Origin of the sequence: Kosakonia sp. LAM2021 (assembly GCF_016620385.1) — a bacterium.
Taxonomy (GTDB): Bacteria; Pseudomonadota; Gammaproteobacteria; order Enterobacterales; family Enterobacteriaceae; genus Kosakonia; species Kosakonia sacchari.
This window is the reverse complement of the sequence record NZ_JAENHT010000001.1, coordinates 115,926-132,291: the sequence shown is the minus strand read 5'-3', so window position 1 is coordinate 132,291 and position 16,366 is coordinate 115,926. Positions and strand designations below refer to the sequence as shown.

The following is a 16,366-nucleotide window of genomic DNA, read 5'->3' as shown; positions in this document are numbered from 1 at the left end:
GTTGTCTCCTTAAATCGTTGAGTGCAGTTTACGCCCGGGAGCCATAATGACCATGCCATTTAACTGAATGAGTTAGTTAAAAAAATTGCAGTTTCTGCACCTGTGTTTTCAGATTGAGCGCGCGAACAGCATCCAGGTTAAAGAGCGCCTGTTCACACTCCCGGCGCTGAGATAGCAGCAGCGCTTTACGCCCGCTCAGCGATAAACGCTGGCATAACGCCTGTTCGCTTTCGCCATCGCTTACCCGTCCTCGCAATGCCAACAATGGCAAATGCGCGTGCGCCAGCAAACGGCATAACGCGCCGTAAGCCGCCGAAAGTGGTCGATGCGCAAAAGCGAAACCGGCCAACTCGAGCCAGTCCTCTTCACTAAGCGTAGTCGACTGAACAACAGGCAGAGACAACGTTTCCTCGCGCCAGTCGGCAAGCCAGGGCAGATCGCGCGCCAGGCGAGTCTGTTCCCGCACCAGCAGCGCTTCGCCAGCCACCGTCAGCGGGAGTATCGCCATGGCGGTAAAACAGCCGCTGCTCGCTTCGCGATGGCTGCCAAGGCGTACCAGCGAAAAACCGCAGCGCTGCCAGAAGCGCCATAATTCTGGCGTATAGCCAAAACTGACGGAGAGGTAATCACACTTCGTTGTATGCGCTCGCGCATGGGCGATGAGCGCACTGCCAATCCCCGTACGCTGGCAAAAAGGATGCACAGCAATGCGGCTGATACGCCGCCCGCGCAATGTTGCCGCCAGCGGGCTACCGCCGTGCGCGGCCAGCGATTGTGCGACCAGGTTACCGCGCGGACGGCGAAAACCCGCCCACACCGCCTGGCTAAGCCCGGCACTTAACCCACCCTCGTCCACCAGCCAGAGCGCGGCCACCGCCGTTTTTGCCCGGCAAGCCTGCCAGAAATGCTGCCCAGGCGCATCCATCATGCGTCGCAGATCGAGCGGTGACGTGCGGTAATGGGCGCTCGCCAGCAGACGATAAATCGCCGCCGTCTCTTGCCAGGCCCGTGCTGATAACGGCTGTATGGTGATGTCACCTGTCGGCGGTTCAACGACAGGTTCATCGTCAAACAGCAACAGGGCGCTAATTACCTGCTCCAGCGGGCAGCCCTGCGCCCAGCGCAGCGGCGTGGAGAGCGTGTAATGGCGTAACTGCGGAAACCCGGCACAGAACTTCAGCAAAAAACCCTGCCCGGTGCCTTCATAACCCTGTACGGTGGTGGTGAGCAATGCGCGAGGGAAATCGGAAACCAGCGCATGCAGCAGCGGCCCAGGAATGGCAGCAGCTTCATCCACCACCAGCCAGCCCGGCTGTGTTCCCTGCGCCGTTATCTGCTGGAGCAACGCATCCGGGGCGATAAAGTTGAACCGCTCGCCGGCGTATTTCGCCAGCACATCGGTGGCGGCGCGCGCAGGTGCGGTGACCGTGACAGGCTCAGATATGCGGGCAATATGCATCCCCGCCAGCGCCGATTTTCCTCGCCCGCGCGGTGCCGTCACCACCGCGACACCTGGCGGCATGCGACGAAGTTGCTCAAGGATCTGCGCCTGCTCGTGCTCGGGTGCGCCAGTTGCCGCGTGCCATTCAGGCCGGGAAGGAAAGTCCGGAAGAGAAAAAGGTGACGCTTGCTGCCACACCACGGTTTGTGGATCGTCACGGAGCGTACGGCAAAAGTGATCAATAAAAACCGGGGTCGGGATCGGCTCGGCGGTGTCGCTCCATCGCAGGCTGTCTGCATCCGGCTGCTGCGGCCACAGCGCGAACGGCGGTGTGAGCATCACCAGCCAGCTACCGGCCGTGAGCGTCCCGCCAAGGGCGGCGAAAGCGGCGACATCAAATCCTTCACGCGCATCGAACACGGCATGACGGAATTCACGCCCGAGCAAGGTAGTTAATGCGCGAGGTTGAATGTGTTGTGGCCAGCCGCTGTTTTCACCGACCCACAGCCAGTCGCCGGGAAGCGAGTCGCGCAGTGTGCCCGCCTGCGCCTCACTCCACGCAGGCTGACCGGCAATCACCAGCAAGCGACGGATCCCTTCCCGCGCCATGCGGGCGCTCAGTTCAATCAGCTGTTGCATCACGAGGTGATTACAACTGCCCGCTGAAGGTATTGCACTGCGCCGGATCGCCGCTGTCCATTCCGCGTTTGAACCAGGTGTAACGCTGTGTCGAGGTACCATGCGTGAAACTATCCGGGAATGCGACGCCCTGACTGCGCTGCTGTAAGCGGTCATCACCAATGGCTTGCGCAGCGTTTAATGCCTCTTCGACATCGCCCGGTTCCAGCACGCCCTGCTGCTCCATGCTGTGGCCCCAGACGCCCGCATAACAATCGGCCTGCAACTCCATGCGCACCGACAAGGCATTCGCCTGTTGTTGCGTGGCGTTTTGTTGCAGGCCGCGCACTTTGGCTTCCGTCCCCAGAAGTTTTTGCACGTGATGACCGACTTCATGGGCAATCACGTAGCCCTGAGCGAAATCGCCGCCCGCGCCGAGCTTGTTTTTCATCTCATCGTAAAAAGAGAGATCGATATAAATTTTGCTGTCTGCCGGGCAGTAAAACGGCCCCATAATGGATTGCCCGGTGCCGCAGCCGGTATGGGTGCTGCCACGGTACATCACCAGCGTCGGCTGTTGATAATGTTGTCCCATTTTTTCAAACAGCTGGCCCCAGGTCTCTTCGGTGGTGGCGAAAATAACGCGGGTAAAATGCGCAGACTCATCCTCATGCGGGTTCGCGGCGCGCTGTTGTTGCGTGGGTGGGCTCACCGGTTGCCCGGTCAGTAAACTGGTGAGATCAACACCGTAATAGCTCGCGACGATCACCACCAACAGCAGGATTATCCCACCCTTGCCACCCGGTAAACGAAACCCGGGCCCGCGCATCGACGGCCCACCCGACTCATTACGTCGGTCTTCTACGTTGTCACTCTCTCGACGGCCTTGCCAGCGCATAACTACCTCACTATCCCAATGATGGACTCAGTGTATATATGATCGTAGGCGCAGAGGGAAGGATTAGCACAGGAAAAAAGTGAGGAAATCCGGAGGATGCAGTCACCCTCCGGAAGTAACGCGAGGTGAAGATCAGTCCAGTTTCACGCCAAGACGATGCGCCACGGCTTCATAGGCTTCAATCAGGCCACCAAGGCTCTGACGGAAACGGTCTTTGTCCATTTTATCCAGCGTCTCTTTATCCCACAGGCGGCTGCCGTCCGGGGAGAACTCGTCGCCGAGTACCACTTCGCCTTTAAACAGGCCAAACTCCAGTTTGAAATCAACGAGGATCAAACCGGCATCATCAAACAGTTTGCTCAGCACGTCGTTGGCTTTGTAGGTCAGCTCTTTCATGCGCGCCAGATTTTCTTTGTTCACCCAGCCGAAGGTTTCGCAGTAGGATTCGTTCACCATCGGATCGTGCATCGCATCGTTTTTGAGGAACATATCGAACAGCGGCGGATTCAGCTCAATGCCCTCTTCGATGCCCAGACGTTTCACCAGCGAGCCTGCCGCACGGTTACGAATCACGCACTCTACCGGCACCATATCCAGTTTTTTCACCAGACATTCGGTATCAGAAAGCAGCGCTTCCATCTGGGTCGGGATGCCCGCTTCTTGCAGTTTGGTCATAATGAAATGGTTGAACTTGTTGTTCACCATGCCCTTACGATCAAACTGTTCAATGCGCGCGCCATCCCCTGCTGACGTATCGTTACGGAATTCGAGCACCAACAGGTCCGGGTTTTCCGTACTGTACACGGTCTTCGCTTTGCCGCGATACAACTCAGCTTGCTTTTGCATCTTAATTACTCCAGGTGTGATTACAAGGCTAATTTGGCTATTTTACGCTGACGCACACGTTTGCGTCACCATAATAAAAAAAGGCCGGAACATCCGGCCCTGAGGATTATCGGTTAAACGCCGCCTGGAAGGCTGCGACTAACGCGTCGTTCTGCGATTGTGTCAGCGTGTGACCTTTCGGATCGATGAACTGGAGGCTGCTGCGGTTATCCAGATCGCCGACCTGCAGTTTATAGTCGCCGGAAGCCAGACCCGGATCGCGCGCGCCCAGCTCCTGCCAGCTGCTGTCGGACAGCGGCTTATAGGTCACTGCAATGCTGCCCGTTGAGCGCGTGCTGTCGGTGACTTTCATTCCCACTTTTTCCAGCACGGACGGCAGACGCTGCCACACAACGTTAAACGGCCCACGCACCACCAGCATCGGCAGACCGGTATCATCGGCGGCGCTCTGGACGTTCAGCGTAGAGACGCTGCGGTTTTCCGCCGCAGTTTGCGCGTCAGTTGCGGTTTTATCCAGACCGGAGGAGATAACGTTCAGCATTTCGGTGCTGTAACGCTGCAGCGATGCGGCGTCCGCAACCGGTTTGCCCGCCTGTTCCAGATTTACCAGCTTGACGACAACCGCCTGCTGGTAACCCTGCGGTTTCACCGAGATTTGATAACGACCACGATACTGCTGATCTTCATCCAGACGGTTCCAGTCAACCCAACCGGTGGTCAGGGTCTGCGTGGCATCGTCACGTTTGTCGATGCTGTAGTTTTTCCCCTGAAGAATGCTGACCACCTGCGGCCACAGCGTGCTGTTGCGGCCGTTTTCGACCATTAGCGTCGCGGTGTCACCGGTAAACTGGGTGCGCGCACCGCTCACCAGCGCCAGCGGCTGAGCTGGCGGACGAATGTCCAGCGCTTTACCTACCGCGCCGCTGCCGTTAGCAACAGGGATGGTGTAATCACCGTTTTGCACCGGGAGGATCATCCCTGCGGGCGCGTGAAGTTCAGCAAGCGGAGCCGCATCCAGATAGGATTCGTCACCGCTAACCTGACGCTTATAACGTGAATCGGAACTACAGGCGGCGAGCAACATCACAAGTGAAACACCCGCTACCTTCGCCAGGCGCGACTTCTGTACTGAGTAAGCCATCAAATCTCCCTAAACTTTACAGCAGACCGGCATGCTTAAGCGCAGTGCGGACAACGTCACGACCATGGTCGGTAATGGGCGTCATCGGCAGACGCAGCGTGTCGGTTGCTACAAGCCCCAACTCCATACATGCCCATTTAACGGGGATTGGATTGGGTTCGACAAATAGTTTGTTGTGTAACGGCATCAAACGCTGGTTGATTACGCGTGCTTCGGCGTAATTCCCCTGGGCCGCCAGTTTGCACATGTCAGCCATATCGCGCGCCGCCACGTTGCTGGTCACGGAAATTACACCGTCACCGCCGAGCTGCATAAAGTCCAGCGCGGTGGCATCGTCGCCGCTCAGCAGGATAAAGTCGTCTGAAACCAGCTCTTTGATCTGGTGAACACGACTTAAGTTCCCGGTCGCTTCCTTAATACCGATAATATTTTTAATTTTCGCCAGACGGCCTACGGTTTCCGGCAGCATATCGCAGCCGGTACGCGACGGCACATTATACAGAATTTGCGGCAGGTCAGTATGTTCGGCGATGGCTTTAAAATGCTGGAACAGCCCTTCCTGAGTCGGGCGGTTGTAGTAAGGCGTAACAGTCAGGCAACCCACCACGCCGCTGTCGTTAAAACACTGGGTCAGGCTGATGGCTTCTGCGGTAGCGTTCGCGCCTGTCCCGGCAATCACAGGGATGCGCCCGTCGGCCAGTTCAACCGTCATCTTCACCACGTCGGCATGCTCATCATGGCTCAGCGTGGCGGATTCACCGGTAGTCCCTACCGAAACGATCGCCGTGGTTCCGTTGGCGACATGGTAATCAATCAGTTTTTTCAGGCTTGACCGGCAGACTTTACCTTGCGAATCCATCGGCGTGATAAGCGCGACAATACTTCCCGTGAACATGGGCCATCCTCTGTGCGAACAAGATTCTCAATGGTACGTGCGGTGCCGTCAGAAAAGCAAGAGACCTGAGGCTCTGTGGCGGTTGTATGCCGGTTTTTTTTATGCTTTCCTTATGATTACCTCATGTTTGACAGGAAGCTCAGGTTTGACAACCTCATCACAACACTTTTTGGTTATCACTGCGCTGGGGGCCGACAGGCCTGGCATTGTGAACACGATCACACGCCACGTCAGCAGCTGCGGCTGTAATATCGAAGACAGCCGTCTGGCGATGCTGGGGGAAGAGTTCACGTTTATAATGCTGCTTTCGGGTTCGTGGAACGCTATTACGCTTATCGAATCGACCTTACCGCTGAAAGGCGCCGAGCTGGATTTGCTAATTGTGATGAAGCGCACCGATGCCCGTCCGCGTCCTGATATGCCAGCCACCGTGTGGGTGCAGGTTGAAGTCCCCGATTCACCCCACCTGATTGAGCGTTTCACTGCGCTTTTCGACGCACACGAAATGAATATTGCGGAGTTAGTCTCCCGTACACAGCCCGGTAATCTTACCGTTGCGCCAACGTTATTTATCCAGATAACCGCTCATAGCCCCGCGTCACAGGACGCGTCAAATATTGAGCAGGCGTTCAAAGCCCTATGTACAGAATTGAACGCGCAAGGCAGTATAAACATCGTCAACTATTCCCAGCATGATGAACAGGATGGAGTTAAGTAATGAATCCACTGAAAGCCGGTGATATCGCACCGAAATTTAGCTTGCCCGATCAAGACGGTGAACAAGTAAATTTGGCCGACTTCCAGGGACAGCGTGTTCTGGTCTATTTCTACCCGAAAGCCATGACACCAGGCTGTACTGTCCAGGCCTGTGGCCTGCGCGATAACATGGATGAGTTAAAGAAAGCGGGTGTGGAAGTGCTGGGTATCAGCACCGACAAACCAGAGAAACTTTCCCGCTTTGCAGAAAAAGAGCTGCTCAACTTTACGCTGCTCTCTGATGAAGACCACCAGGTCTGCGAGCAGTTTGGCGTCTGGGGTGAAAAAACCTTTATGGGCAAAACCTACGACGGTATCCACCGTATCAGCTTCCTCGTGGATGCTGACGGTAAAGTTGAACATGTGTTTGATGACTTCAAAACCAGCAATCACCACGACATCGTGGTTAACTGGCTGAAAGAGAACGCCTGACAGTAACGCACCTTTTCTCAGGGCGGCCCGATCGGGTACGCCCTTTCCTTTGCCGCTCCCCTGCAACTTTCCTTTGCCTCTCCCTTCAACTATTTGACCACGATCACACTTCACACCGTGATGTCGACACTTGTGCCGACAGGTTAATTTTCGCTCTACGCTGACCATCACTTTTGTTCGCCCCTCGATCCTCAAAAACACACAACCACTTGAAATTTAAAAATTTATAACTTTGGCACAGCTTATGCTAAAGCAGGCTCAATGTTTTTACCTCGATTCCAGGGAGCCGAAATGAACCGCTTTGTGATTGCCGATCCCGAGTGGTGTATAGGATGCAATACCTGTCTTGCCGCCTGCTCGGATGTGCATAAAAGCCAGGGCCTGCAGCACCATCCCCGGCTGACACTCGTGCGCACACCCAGCAAAACCGCGCCGATACTGTGCCGCCACTGTGACGATGCGCCGTGCAAACAGGTGTGTCCGGTCAATGCCATTTCGTTTCAGGATGATGCCGTTTATCTCAATGAAACGCTGTGCATTGGCTGCAAACTGTGTGGGCTGGTGTGTCCGTTCGGGGCGATCACGCCCGCCGGCAGCCGCCCGCTCAATATTCCCGCCCGTTACGAGCATCACATTGCCGAAGAACAACTGCGCGATGTGCCCGGCAGCGCGCCCAACGATCACCCGTTTTTACGCTGGAACGCGGGGGTGCAAACCATCGCGGTGAAATGCGATCTCTGCGACTTCCTGCCCGAAGGCCCTGCCTGTGTACGGGCTTGCCCCACGCAAGCGCTGCATCTGGAAACGGAAAGCACACTGCATAAACAGCTCAAGGCCCGTCGGGAGCTGGCCGCGCTGAGTTCAACCGATGTGACCTTCCCTCCTCTTCCCTCTTCGCCGGAGCAACGCTAATGGATGCCCTGCAATTATTGATGTGGTCAATCGTGGTGTACGTCGCCGGAGGCGTCCTGTCGTTGTTGCTTGCCCGCAGTCAGGAACTGGCGATCAACGTCGCCGGGATCGCCGCCATGATCGGCGGCGTGCTGGGGATCGCCAGCGCCCTGAGCGCATTGCACGGCGGCGTGCCGCTGAGTTTTCAGGCCATTGGCCCCTTTGATTTCGCCCATTTCGTGGTGCGCATGGATAACCTGAGCGCCTTTATGGTGCTCGTCATCTCGCTGCTGGTCACGTTGTGCGGGCTCTATTCACTGGCGTATGTGCGGGAATACATCGGCAAAGGTGCCGGGGCGATGGGCTTTTTTATGAACCTGTTTATCGCCTCGATGGTAGGCCTGGTGGTGATGGATAACGCGTTCTGGTTCATCGTGCTGTTTGAAATGATGTCCCTCGCCTCGTGGTTTTTGGTTATCACGGACCAGGATGAAGAGTCGATCCGCGCCGGGATGCTCTACTTCTTTATCGCCCACGCCGGGTCGGTATTGATCATGATCGCCTTCTTCCTGATGTGGCGACAGAGCGGCAGCCTCGATTTCGCCAGTTTCCGCACGCTCACGCTGGAGCCGGGCACCGCGTCGGCGGTCTTCCTGCTGGCCTTTTTCGGTTTTGGCGCCAAAGCCGGGATGTTACCGCTGCACAGCTGGCTGCCGCGCGCCCACCCGGCTGCACCGTCGCACGCCTCGGCGCTGATGTCGGGCGTGATGGTGAAAATTGGTATCTTCGGCATTATCAAAGTCGGTATCGACCTGCTCGGTCACAGCGGTATTCCGTTATGGTGGGGCGTGGTGGTGCTGGCTTTTGGCGCGGTGTCGTCGGTGCTTGGCGTGCTCTACGCGCTGGCAGAGCACGACATCAAACGCTTGCTGGCATGGCACACCGTTGAGAACATCGGCATCATTTTGCTGGGCGTCGGCGTCGGCATGGCGGGCATCGCTTTACATCAACCGATGATTGCCGCTGTCGGCCTGCTCGGCGCGCTGTTCCACCTGCTGAACCACGCGCTGTTTAAAGGCCTGCTGTTTCTGGGGGCAGGCGCAATCATTTTTCGTCTGCATACCCGCGATATGGAAAAAATGGGGGCACTCGGCAAACGGATGCCGTGGACAGCCGGGGCATTTCTGGTGGGCTGCCTTGCGATTTCCGCAATGCCACCGCTGAACGGCTTTATCAGCGAGTGGTACACCTATCAGTCTCTGTTCTCTCTGACCCGCATTGACGCGATCATCCCGCGCCTCGCTGGCCCCATTGCCATTGTGATGCTGGCGATCACCGGCGCGCTGGCGGCAATGTGTTTTGTGAAAGTTTACGGCGTCAGTTTTTGCGGCAATGCCCGCAGTGAAAAAGCCGATCAGGCACGTGAAGTGCCATGGCCGATGGTTGCCGCCATGTCCGTGCTGGCGCTGCTGTGCGTGGCGCTCGGCGTGGGCGCAAGCTGGATTGCCCCGCAGTTAATGCATATCGCGCTGAGCTTAACGCCACCCGCCGCGCTTGCCGCCGCCGAAGGCGCAACGCTTATCCCCGGTGAGGCGCAGCAAGCGATGCTGACGCCTTCCACCGTGTTCCTGCTGTTACTGCTTTTGCCCCTGCTGCCCGGCGTGCTGTGGTTTCTCAACCGCCAGACGCGCGGCGCGTTTCGCCGCAGCGGCGATGCCTGGGCCTGTGGTTACGCGTGGGAAAAAGGCATGGCCCCTTCCGCAGGCAGCTTTACCCAGCCATTGCGCGTGATGTTTGGCCCGCTTTACCAGCTACGTAAACAGCTCGATCCGGCTCAGCCCTTACAGCGCAGCCTGGGCGGTATTACGCAGGCGGCAACGCGTACGGAGCCATTCTGGGACGAGAAAATCATTCGCCCGCTGGTCAGTGCGACGCAGCGCGTGGCTCGCGTGGTGCAGTACCTGCAAAGCGGCGATTTCCGGCTCTACTGCCTGTATGTGATTGCCGCGCTGGTGATCCTGCTGCTGACGATCGCGCTGTGAGGAGGAGACAACAATGTTAGAACAGACATCTGCGTGGTCACTCGGGCTATTTGCCCTCTGCCAGGCGGCTCTATTGCTGGCGCTGACGCCGCTGTTTACCGGAGTGTCCCGGCAAATCCGCGCCCGCATGCACTCCCGAAAAGGGCCGGGGATCTGGCAGGATTACCGCGACTTACAAAAGCTGCTAAAACGCCAGGCTGTCGCACCGACTTCATCTGGCCTGATGTTTCGCGCCATGCCGTGGGTGTTGCTCAGCAGCATGCTGCTGGTGGCGATGACGCTGCCGCTGTTTATCCGCACCGCGCCCTTTGCCGGAGCGGGCGATTTAATCACCCTGATTTATCTCTTTGCCCTGTTTCGTTTCTTCTTTGCCCTTTCCGGGCTGGATACCGGCAGCCCCTTCTCCGGCCTCGGCGCCAGCCGCGAGCTGACGCTGGGAATTCTGGTGGAGCCGATGCTGATCCTTTCGCTGCTGGTGCTGGCGTTACTGGCAGGATCCACCCAAATCAGCGCCATCAGCAACACGCTGGCGGCGGGCTGGATGTCACCGGTCGCCACGCTACTGGCAATGCTGGCCTGCGGGTTCGCCTGTTTTATTGAGATGGGCAAAATCCCGTTCGACGTCGCGGAAGCGGAGCAGGAGTTGCAGGAAGGCCCGCTGACCGAATACTCCGGCGCCGGTCTGGCGCTGGTGAAATGGGGCGTCGGTCTGAAGCAGGTGGTGATGGCCTCGCTGTTCCTCGCGCTGTTTTTCCCCTTCGGCAACGCCGTCACGCTCAGTGTGGGCGCAATGGCGCTGTCGCTGGTGATCACGCTGCTGAAACTGTTGGTGGTGTTTGTGCTGGCGTCGGTGGTGGAAAACTCGCTGGCGCGTGGGCGCTTTTTGCTGACGCACCGCCTGACCTGGCTCGGCTTCAGTCTGGCTGCGCTGTCCTATGTCCTCTGGTTAACCGGTTTGTAAGGAGCGCGGAAAAATAATGGAAACTCTTGCTCTGACGACACTGCTGCTGCCCTTTATCGGCGCGCTGGTCGTCTCGCTTTGCCCACGGAAAACCGCGCCGCAGCTTGCCACGCTCTTCGCGCTTCTGGCAACGCTTGCCACCGTGTTGCTGGCCTGGCGCTTTTACCAGGCGGGCAGTGAAACAGCAGATATGCCGCTGCTGGCAGCGGGTCAGGTGGTGCTGTTTGGTCTGTTAGTCGACCGCATCAGCACCCTGATCCTGTTTGCGGTGGTCTTTCTTGGCCTGCTGGTGGCGCTCTATTCGACCGGTTACCTGACGCGCAGCAACCGCGAGCATCCGCACGACGGCAGCAACCGTTATTATGCGTTCCTGCTGGTGTTTATCGGTGCGATGTCCGGCTTAGTGCTCTCCTCCACGCTGCTCGGGCAGTTGCTGTTTTTCGAGATCACTGGCGGCTGTTCCTGGGCGCTGATTAGCTATTACCAGAGCGAAAAATCCCAGCGCGCGGCGATGAAAGCGCTGCTTATCACGCACGTCGGTTCGCTTGGCCTGTATCTGGCGGCGGCCACGCTGTTTTTGCATACCCACACTTTTGCGCTGAGCGCCATCAGTCAGCTACAAGGCCCGGCGGCGTATCTGGTGTACGGCGGCATTCTGTTTGCCGCGTGGGGCAAATCCGCCCAGTTGCCGTTGCAAGCCTGGCTGCCGGATGCGATGGAAGCACCAACCCCGGTGAGCGCTTACTTACACGCCGCGTCCATGGTGAAAGTGGGTGTCTACATTTTTGCCCGCGCGATCGCCGAAGGCGGACACATTCCTCACATCATCAGCTGGATTGGCGTGGGCATGGCGACGCTGACGCTGGTATACGGCTTTTTGATGTATCTGCCGCAAAAAGATATGAAACGGCTGCTGGCGTGGTCGACCATCTCGCAACTGGCATGGATCTTCCTTGCCCTGTCGCTGTCGACTTTCGGCTCGCCGCTGGCTTTCACCGCGGGGATTGTTTACATCTTCAACCACGCTTTTGCCAAAAGCCTGTTTTTCCTCGTCGCGGGCGCACTGAGTTACAGCTGCGGTACTCGCCTGCTGCCACGCTTGCGCGGGGTGATGAAGACATTGCCGCTGGCGGGCATTGGCTTTTGCGTTGCCGCGCTGGCGATCACCGGCGTGCCGCCGTTTAACGGTTTCTTCAGTAAATTCCCCCTCTTCGCCGCCGGGTTTGCCCTGTCGAATGACGACCCGATTTTACTGGCGGTGATGATTCTGGCGCTGGTGGAATCCGTCGCCAGCTTCGGCTGGTTTATTTACTGGTTCGGGCGCGTGGTGCCAGGTGAGCCGAGCGAGGAAGTGGCGCAAGCCGCACCGCTGCCGTATGCGATGAAACTGGTACTGGTGATTCTGATTGTGATGTCGCTGTGCTCAAGCGTGATCGCTGCGGCGTGGCTTGGATAAGGGAGTCGATAATGACGGGAACACTGCTTGTTAACAACCTGGCGGGGCTGATGATGTTCACCTCGCTGCTGGTCACCTGCGCCAGACGCTACTCCGTCTCCTGCTGGTTGTATGCCCTGCAATCGCTGGTGCTGGTCTCTATCTTTTTTACCCTGTCGCAGTTACTGGACGCCGAACAGTTGCTGATGTGGTCGTTCAGCGCATTCTTCACCAAAGTGCTGCTGGTGCCGCTGATCATGGGCTACGCCTTTCGCAAGATGGCGCAATCCGGCGTTGGGGAACGGCTGTTTGGTCCGGCAACGCTGGTGCTGATGGCGGCGGCAATTGTGCTGCTGTGCTGGTTTGTGGTGCGCCCGGTGCAGTTGCCGATGATAGCGCAGCTCAAACCGGCGCTCGCCGTTGCGCTCGGTCACTTCCTGCTTGGGCTGCTGTGCATTATCAGCCAGCGCAATATTTTGCGGCAAATCTTCGGCTACTGCCTGATGGAGAACGGCTCGCACCTGGTGCTGGCGCTGCTCGCCTGGCGCGCGCCGGAGCTGGTGGAGATTGGCATCGCCACCGACGCCATTTTCGCGGTGATTGTGATGGTGCTGCTGGCACGGAAAATCTGGCGCACGCACGGCACGCTGGATGTCAACACGCTGACGGCGCTGAAGGGGTAACACCATGAGCCATACCTTGATGTTCACGTTGTTGCTGCTGACGCCGCTGCTGGTTTCTGCGCTGTGTTTCGCCTGCCGCCTGAGCGGCAATGTGGCGCGCACGCTGGTTACGGTGGTGCATACGCTGGGGATTTCGCTGCTGTTGGTCATCGCCCTGTGGACGATCGCGGAAGCGGTGCGCGAAGGGGAAATTTTCGCCGCCAGCCGCTGGTTGCATATCGATAGCCTGAGCGGGTTGTTCCTGTCGCTGCTGGGCGTTATCGGTTTTATCACCGGCCTCTACTCGATTGGCTATATGCGCCATGAAGTTGATCACGGTGAAATCAGCGTGCCGACGCTCTGTTACTACTACGGTTTTTTCCACCTGTTCCTGTTCACCATGCTGCTGGTGGTCACCAGTAATAACCTGATTGTAATGTGGGCGGCGATCGAAGCCACCACGCTGAGTTCCGCGTTTTTGGTCGGTATTTACGGGCAGCGCTCGTCGCTGGAAGCGGCATGGAAATACATCATCATCTGTACCGTTGGCGTGGCGTTTGGCCTGTTCGGTACGGTGCTGGTGTACGCCAATGCCGCCAGCTTTATGGCACAACCTGACCACGCTATTTTCTGGACCGAAGTGCTGAAAGAGAGCGGCCAGCTCGACCCGACACTGATGGTGCTGGCGTTTGTGTTTGTGCTGATTGGTTTTGGTACCAAAACCGGGTTGTTCCCGATGCACGCCTGGCTGCCGGACGCGCACAGCGAAGCGCCGAGCCCGGTAAGCGCCCTGCTCTCAGCGGTGCTGCTCAACTGCGCACTGCTGGTGCTGATCCGCTACTACATCATTATTTGTCACGCCATCGGTGACAGTTTCCCCAACCGGCTATTGCTGATTTTTGGTCTGCTGTCGGTGGGTGTCGCCGCGTTCTTCATTCTGGTGCAGCAGGATATGAAACGCCTGCTGGCTTACTCCAGTGTGGAGAACATGGGGCTGGTAGCCGTTGCACTCGGCATCGGCGGCCCGCTCGGTATTCTGGCGGCGCTGCTGCACACGCTCAATCACAGCCTGGCGAAAACGCTGCTGTTCTGCGGCTCCGGTAATGTGCTGCTTAAGTACGGCACCCGCAATATGGATGTGGTATGCGGGATGCTGAAAGTGATGCCGTTTACCGCCGTGCTGCTCGGCGGCGGCGCGCTGGCGCTGGGCGGTATGCCGCCATTCAATATTTTCCTCAGTGAGTTTATGACCGTTACCGCCGGGCTGGCGGCGGAACATCTCGCCGTCACCATCCTGCTGCTGGTGTTACTGACGCTGGTGCTCGGCGGGCTGGTGCGCATGGTGGCGAAAGTGCTGTTCGCCACGCCGCCGCAACAGGTGGCAACCGGCGAGCTGGGCTGGCTCACCACCGCGCCGATGGTGATTCTGCTGGTGATGATGCTGGTGATGGGTACGCATATTCCTCAGCCGGTCAGCCGGTTACTGGCCAGCGCCGCCACCATCGTGCAGCAAAACAATGATGATCATCCCACGCAGCTTAGCTGGCTGTGGGCCAATTTTGATACCACCGCCGCATCGGCAACGCCGTCGCATCGTCAGGGAGAGTGAAAGTGAGTTATTTAGCAAGCGTGAATCTCCAGCAACCTCGCGGCAACGCCTGTCTTGCTGCATTGAAGGCGCAGTTTCCCGGCGCGGTGCTGGACGAGGAGCGCCAGACCTTCGAACAAGTCACTATAACGGTCAAAATCAATCTGTTGCCGGACATTGTGCACTACCTCTATTACCAGCATGACGGCTGGTTACCGGTGCTGTTCGGCAATGATGAACGTACCCTGAATGGTCATTACGCGGTCTACTACGCGCTGTCGATGGAAGGTGCGGAAAAGTGCTGGATTGTGGTGAAAGCGTTGGTCGATGCCGACACGCGCGAGTTCCCGTCGGTGACGCCGCGCGTACCCGCCGCCGTATGGGGCGAACGTGAGATCCGCGATATGTACGGTCTGATCCCGGTCGGTTTGCCGGATCAGCGCCGGCTGGTGTTGCCGGATGACTGGCCGGACGATCTGCACCCGTTGCGCAAAGACACCATGGATTACCGCCTGCGCCCGGAACCCTCCAGCGACACGGAAAACTACACCTTTATCAACGATGGCGGCAATTCGGCGCGCATTGTGCCGATTGGCCCACTGCATATCACCTCCGATGAACCGGGGCATTTTCGCTTGTTTGTTGATGGCGAACGGATTGTCGATGCCGATTACCGCTTGTTTTATGTCCATCGCGGTATGGAAAAGCTGGCGGAAACCCGCATGGGCTACAACGAAGTGACATTCCTGTCGGACAGGGTTTGCGGCATTTGCGGCTTTGCCCATAGCGTGGCTTACACCACCTCGGTCGAAAATGCGCTCGGCATTGTGGTGCCGCAGCGGGCGCATACCATCCGTTCGGTACTGCTGGAAGTGGAACGGCTGCACAGCCATCTGCTCAACATCGGTCTTTCCAGCCACTTTGTCGGCTTTGATACCGGTTTTATGCAGTTTTTCCGCATCCGTGAAAAATCGATGACCATGGCTGAGTTGCTCACCGGTTCGCGCAAAACCTACGGTCTGAATCTGATTGGCGGCATCCGCCGCGACATTCTGAAAGAGCAGCGCGTCAAAACCATTCAACTGGTGAAAGAGATGCGCGCGGAAGTGGCACAACTGGTCGATATGCTGCTCTCCACGCCCAACATGGCACAGCGCACCCAGGGTGTGGGCATTCTTGACCGCCAGATAGCGCGCGATTTCAGCCCGGTCGGGCCGCTGATCCGTGGCAGCGGTTTTGCCCGCGATTTACGTTTCGATCATCCGTACGCGGATTACGGCAACCTACCGAAAACGCTCTTTACCTGGCCGGATGGCGACGTCTTTTCACGCGTCATGGTGCGGGTGAAAGAGGTGTTCGATTCGCTGGCGATGATTGAATTTGCCCTTGATAACCTGCCGGATACGCCGCTGCTGACCGAAGGGTTTAGCTATCAGCCGCATAAATTCGCGCTCGGTTATGTGGAAGCGCCGCGCGGAGAAGATGTTCACTGGAGCATGCTCGGCGACAACCAGAAGCTTTACCGCTGGCGCTGTCGCGCGGCGACCTACGCCAACTGGCCGGTGCTGCGCTATATGTTGCGCGGCAATACCGTTTCCGATGCGCCGCTGATTATCGGCAGCCTCGATCCCTGCTATTCGTGTACCGACCGCGTGACGCTGGTGGATGTGCGCAAGCGTAAATCGACAACCGTGCCCTACAAAGAGATTGAACGTTACGGCATTGAACGTCGCCACTCGCCGCTGAAGTAAGGAAAGAAA

14 protein-coding genes are annotated in these 16,366 nt (G+C 57.8%); 9 read left to right on the top strand and 5 right to left on the bottom strand.

Going from position 1 to position 16,366, the window contains the following annotated elements; translation table 11 throughout:
• Positions 1 to 76: 76 nt before the first annotated feature.
• The 5 genes from JKP81_RS00585 to dapA all read right to left on the bottom strand — a co-directional run bounded on the left by JKP81_RS00585 (position 77) and on the right by dapA (position 5,839).
• Positions 77 to 2,080 carry a tRNA(Met) cytidine acetyltransferase TmcA gene (locus JKP81_RS00585; protein ID WP_200550206.1) on the bottom strand — a complete coding sequence of 668 codons (2,004 nt, stop codon included), beginning with the start codon at positions 2,078 to 2,080 and terminating at the stop codon, positions 77 to 79.
• Positions 2,081 to 2,090: 10 nt separating this feature from the next.
• Positions 2,091 to 2,957 (bottom strand): neutral zinc metallopeptidase, encoded by an 867-nt coding sequence (locus JKP81_RS00580; RefSeq protein ID WP_200550205.1) that lies wholly within the window; start codon positions 2,955 to 2,957, stop codon positions 2,091 to 2,093.
• A 132-nt stretch (positions 2,958 to 3,089) separates the two neighbouring features.
• Positions 3,090 to 3,803 (bottom strand): phosphoribosylaminoimidazolesuccinocarboxamide synthase, encoded by a 714-nt coding sequence (purC, locus tag JKP81_RS00575; protein WP_017458944.1) that lies wholly within the window; start codon positions 3,801 to 3,803, stop codon positions 3,090 to 3,092.
• A gap of 106 nt (positions 3,804 to 3,909) precedes the next feature.
• Entirely contained in the window at positions 3,910 to 4,944 is a 1,035-nt protein-coding gene (gene bamC / locus JKP81_RS00570; RefSeq protein WP_065370380.1) for an outer membrane protein assembly factor BamC, read from the bottom strand.
• 16 nt (positions 4,945 to 4,960) lie between these two features.
• Positions 4,961 to 5,839 carry a 4-hydroxy-tetrahydrodipicolinate synthase gene (gene dapA / locus JKP81_RS00565; protein WP_200550204.1) on the bottom strand — a complete coding sequence of 293 codons (879 nt, stop codon included), beginning with the start codon at positions 5,837 to 5,839 and terminating at the stop codon, positions 4,961 to 4,963.
• Positions 5,840 to 5,984: 145 nt separating this feature from the next.
• Between dapA and JKP81_RS00560 the strand changes: the two genes are divergently transcribed.
• The 9 genes from JKP81_RS00560 (at position 5,985) to JKP81_RS00520 (ending at position 16,357) form a co-directional block, all read left to right on the top strand.
• Complete coding sequence (locus tag JKP81_RS00560; protein WP_017458947.1) at positions 5,985 to 6,557, top strand: glycine cleavage system transcriptional repressor; 573 nt, start codon at positions 5,985 to 5,987, stop codon at positions 6,555 to 6,557.
• Entirely contained in the window at positions 6,557 to 7,027 is a 471-nt protein-coding gene (gene bcp / locus JKP81_RS00555; protein ID WP_020454679.1) for a thioredoxin-dependent thiol peroxidase, read from the top strand. Before JKP81_RS00560 ends, bcp begins: the two co-directional genes overlap by 1 nt.
• A gap of 291 nt (positions 7,028 to 7,318) precedes the next feature.
• A complete protein-coding gene (locus JKP81_RS00550) occupies positions 7,319 to 7,939 on the top strand; it encodes a 4Fe-4S dicluster domain-containing protein (RefSeq protein WP_200550203.1) in 621 nt (206 codons plus the stop codon).
• Entirely contained in the window at positions 7,939 to 9,960 is a 2,022-nt protein-coding gene (gene hyfB, locus JKP81_RS00545) for a hydrogenase 4 subunit B (protein ID WP_200550202.1), read from the top strand. The genes JKP81_RS00550 and hyfB overlap by 1 nt, the downstream gene beginning before the upstream one ends.
• Positions 9,961 to 9,973: 13 nt before the next feature.
• Positions 9,974 to 10,921 (top strand): respiratory chain complex I subunit 1 family protein, encoded by a 948-nt coding sequence (locus tag JKP81_RS00540; protein WP_200550201.1) that lies wholly within the window; start codon positions 9,974 to 9,976, stop codon positions 10,919 to 10,921.
• A gap of 16 nt (positions 10,922 to 10,937) precedes the next feature.
• Positions 10,938 to 12,377, top strand: a complete 1,440-nt coding sequence (locus tag JKP81_RS00535) for a hydrogenase 4 subunit D (protein WP_200550200.1) — start codon at positions 10,938 to 10,940, stop codon at positions 12,375 to 12,377.
• An 11-nt stretch (positions 12,378 to 12,388) separates the two neighbouring features.
• A complete protein-coding gene (gene hyfE / locus JKP81_RS00530) occupies positions 12,389 to 13,039 on the top strand; it encodes a hydrogenase 4 membrane subunit (protein WP_017458953.1) in 651 nt (216 codons plus the stop codon).
• Between the two features lie 4 nt (positions 13,040 to 13,043).
• Entirely contained in the window at positions 13,044 to 14,627 is a 1,584-nt protein-coding gene (gene hyfF, locus JKP81_RS00525) for a hydrogenase 4 subunit F (protein ID WP_200550199.1), read from the top strand.
• A gap of 20 nt (positions 14,628 to 14,647) precedes the next feature.
• Positions 14,648 to 16,357: a hydrogenase large subunit gene (locus JKP81_RS00520; RefSeq protein WP_200551043.1), complete on the top strand. Its 1,710-nt coding sequence runs from the start codon at positions 14,648 to 14,650 to the stop codon at positions 16,355 to 16,357.
• Positions 16,358 to 16,366: the final 9 nt, after the last annotated feature.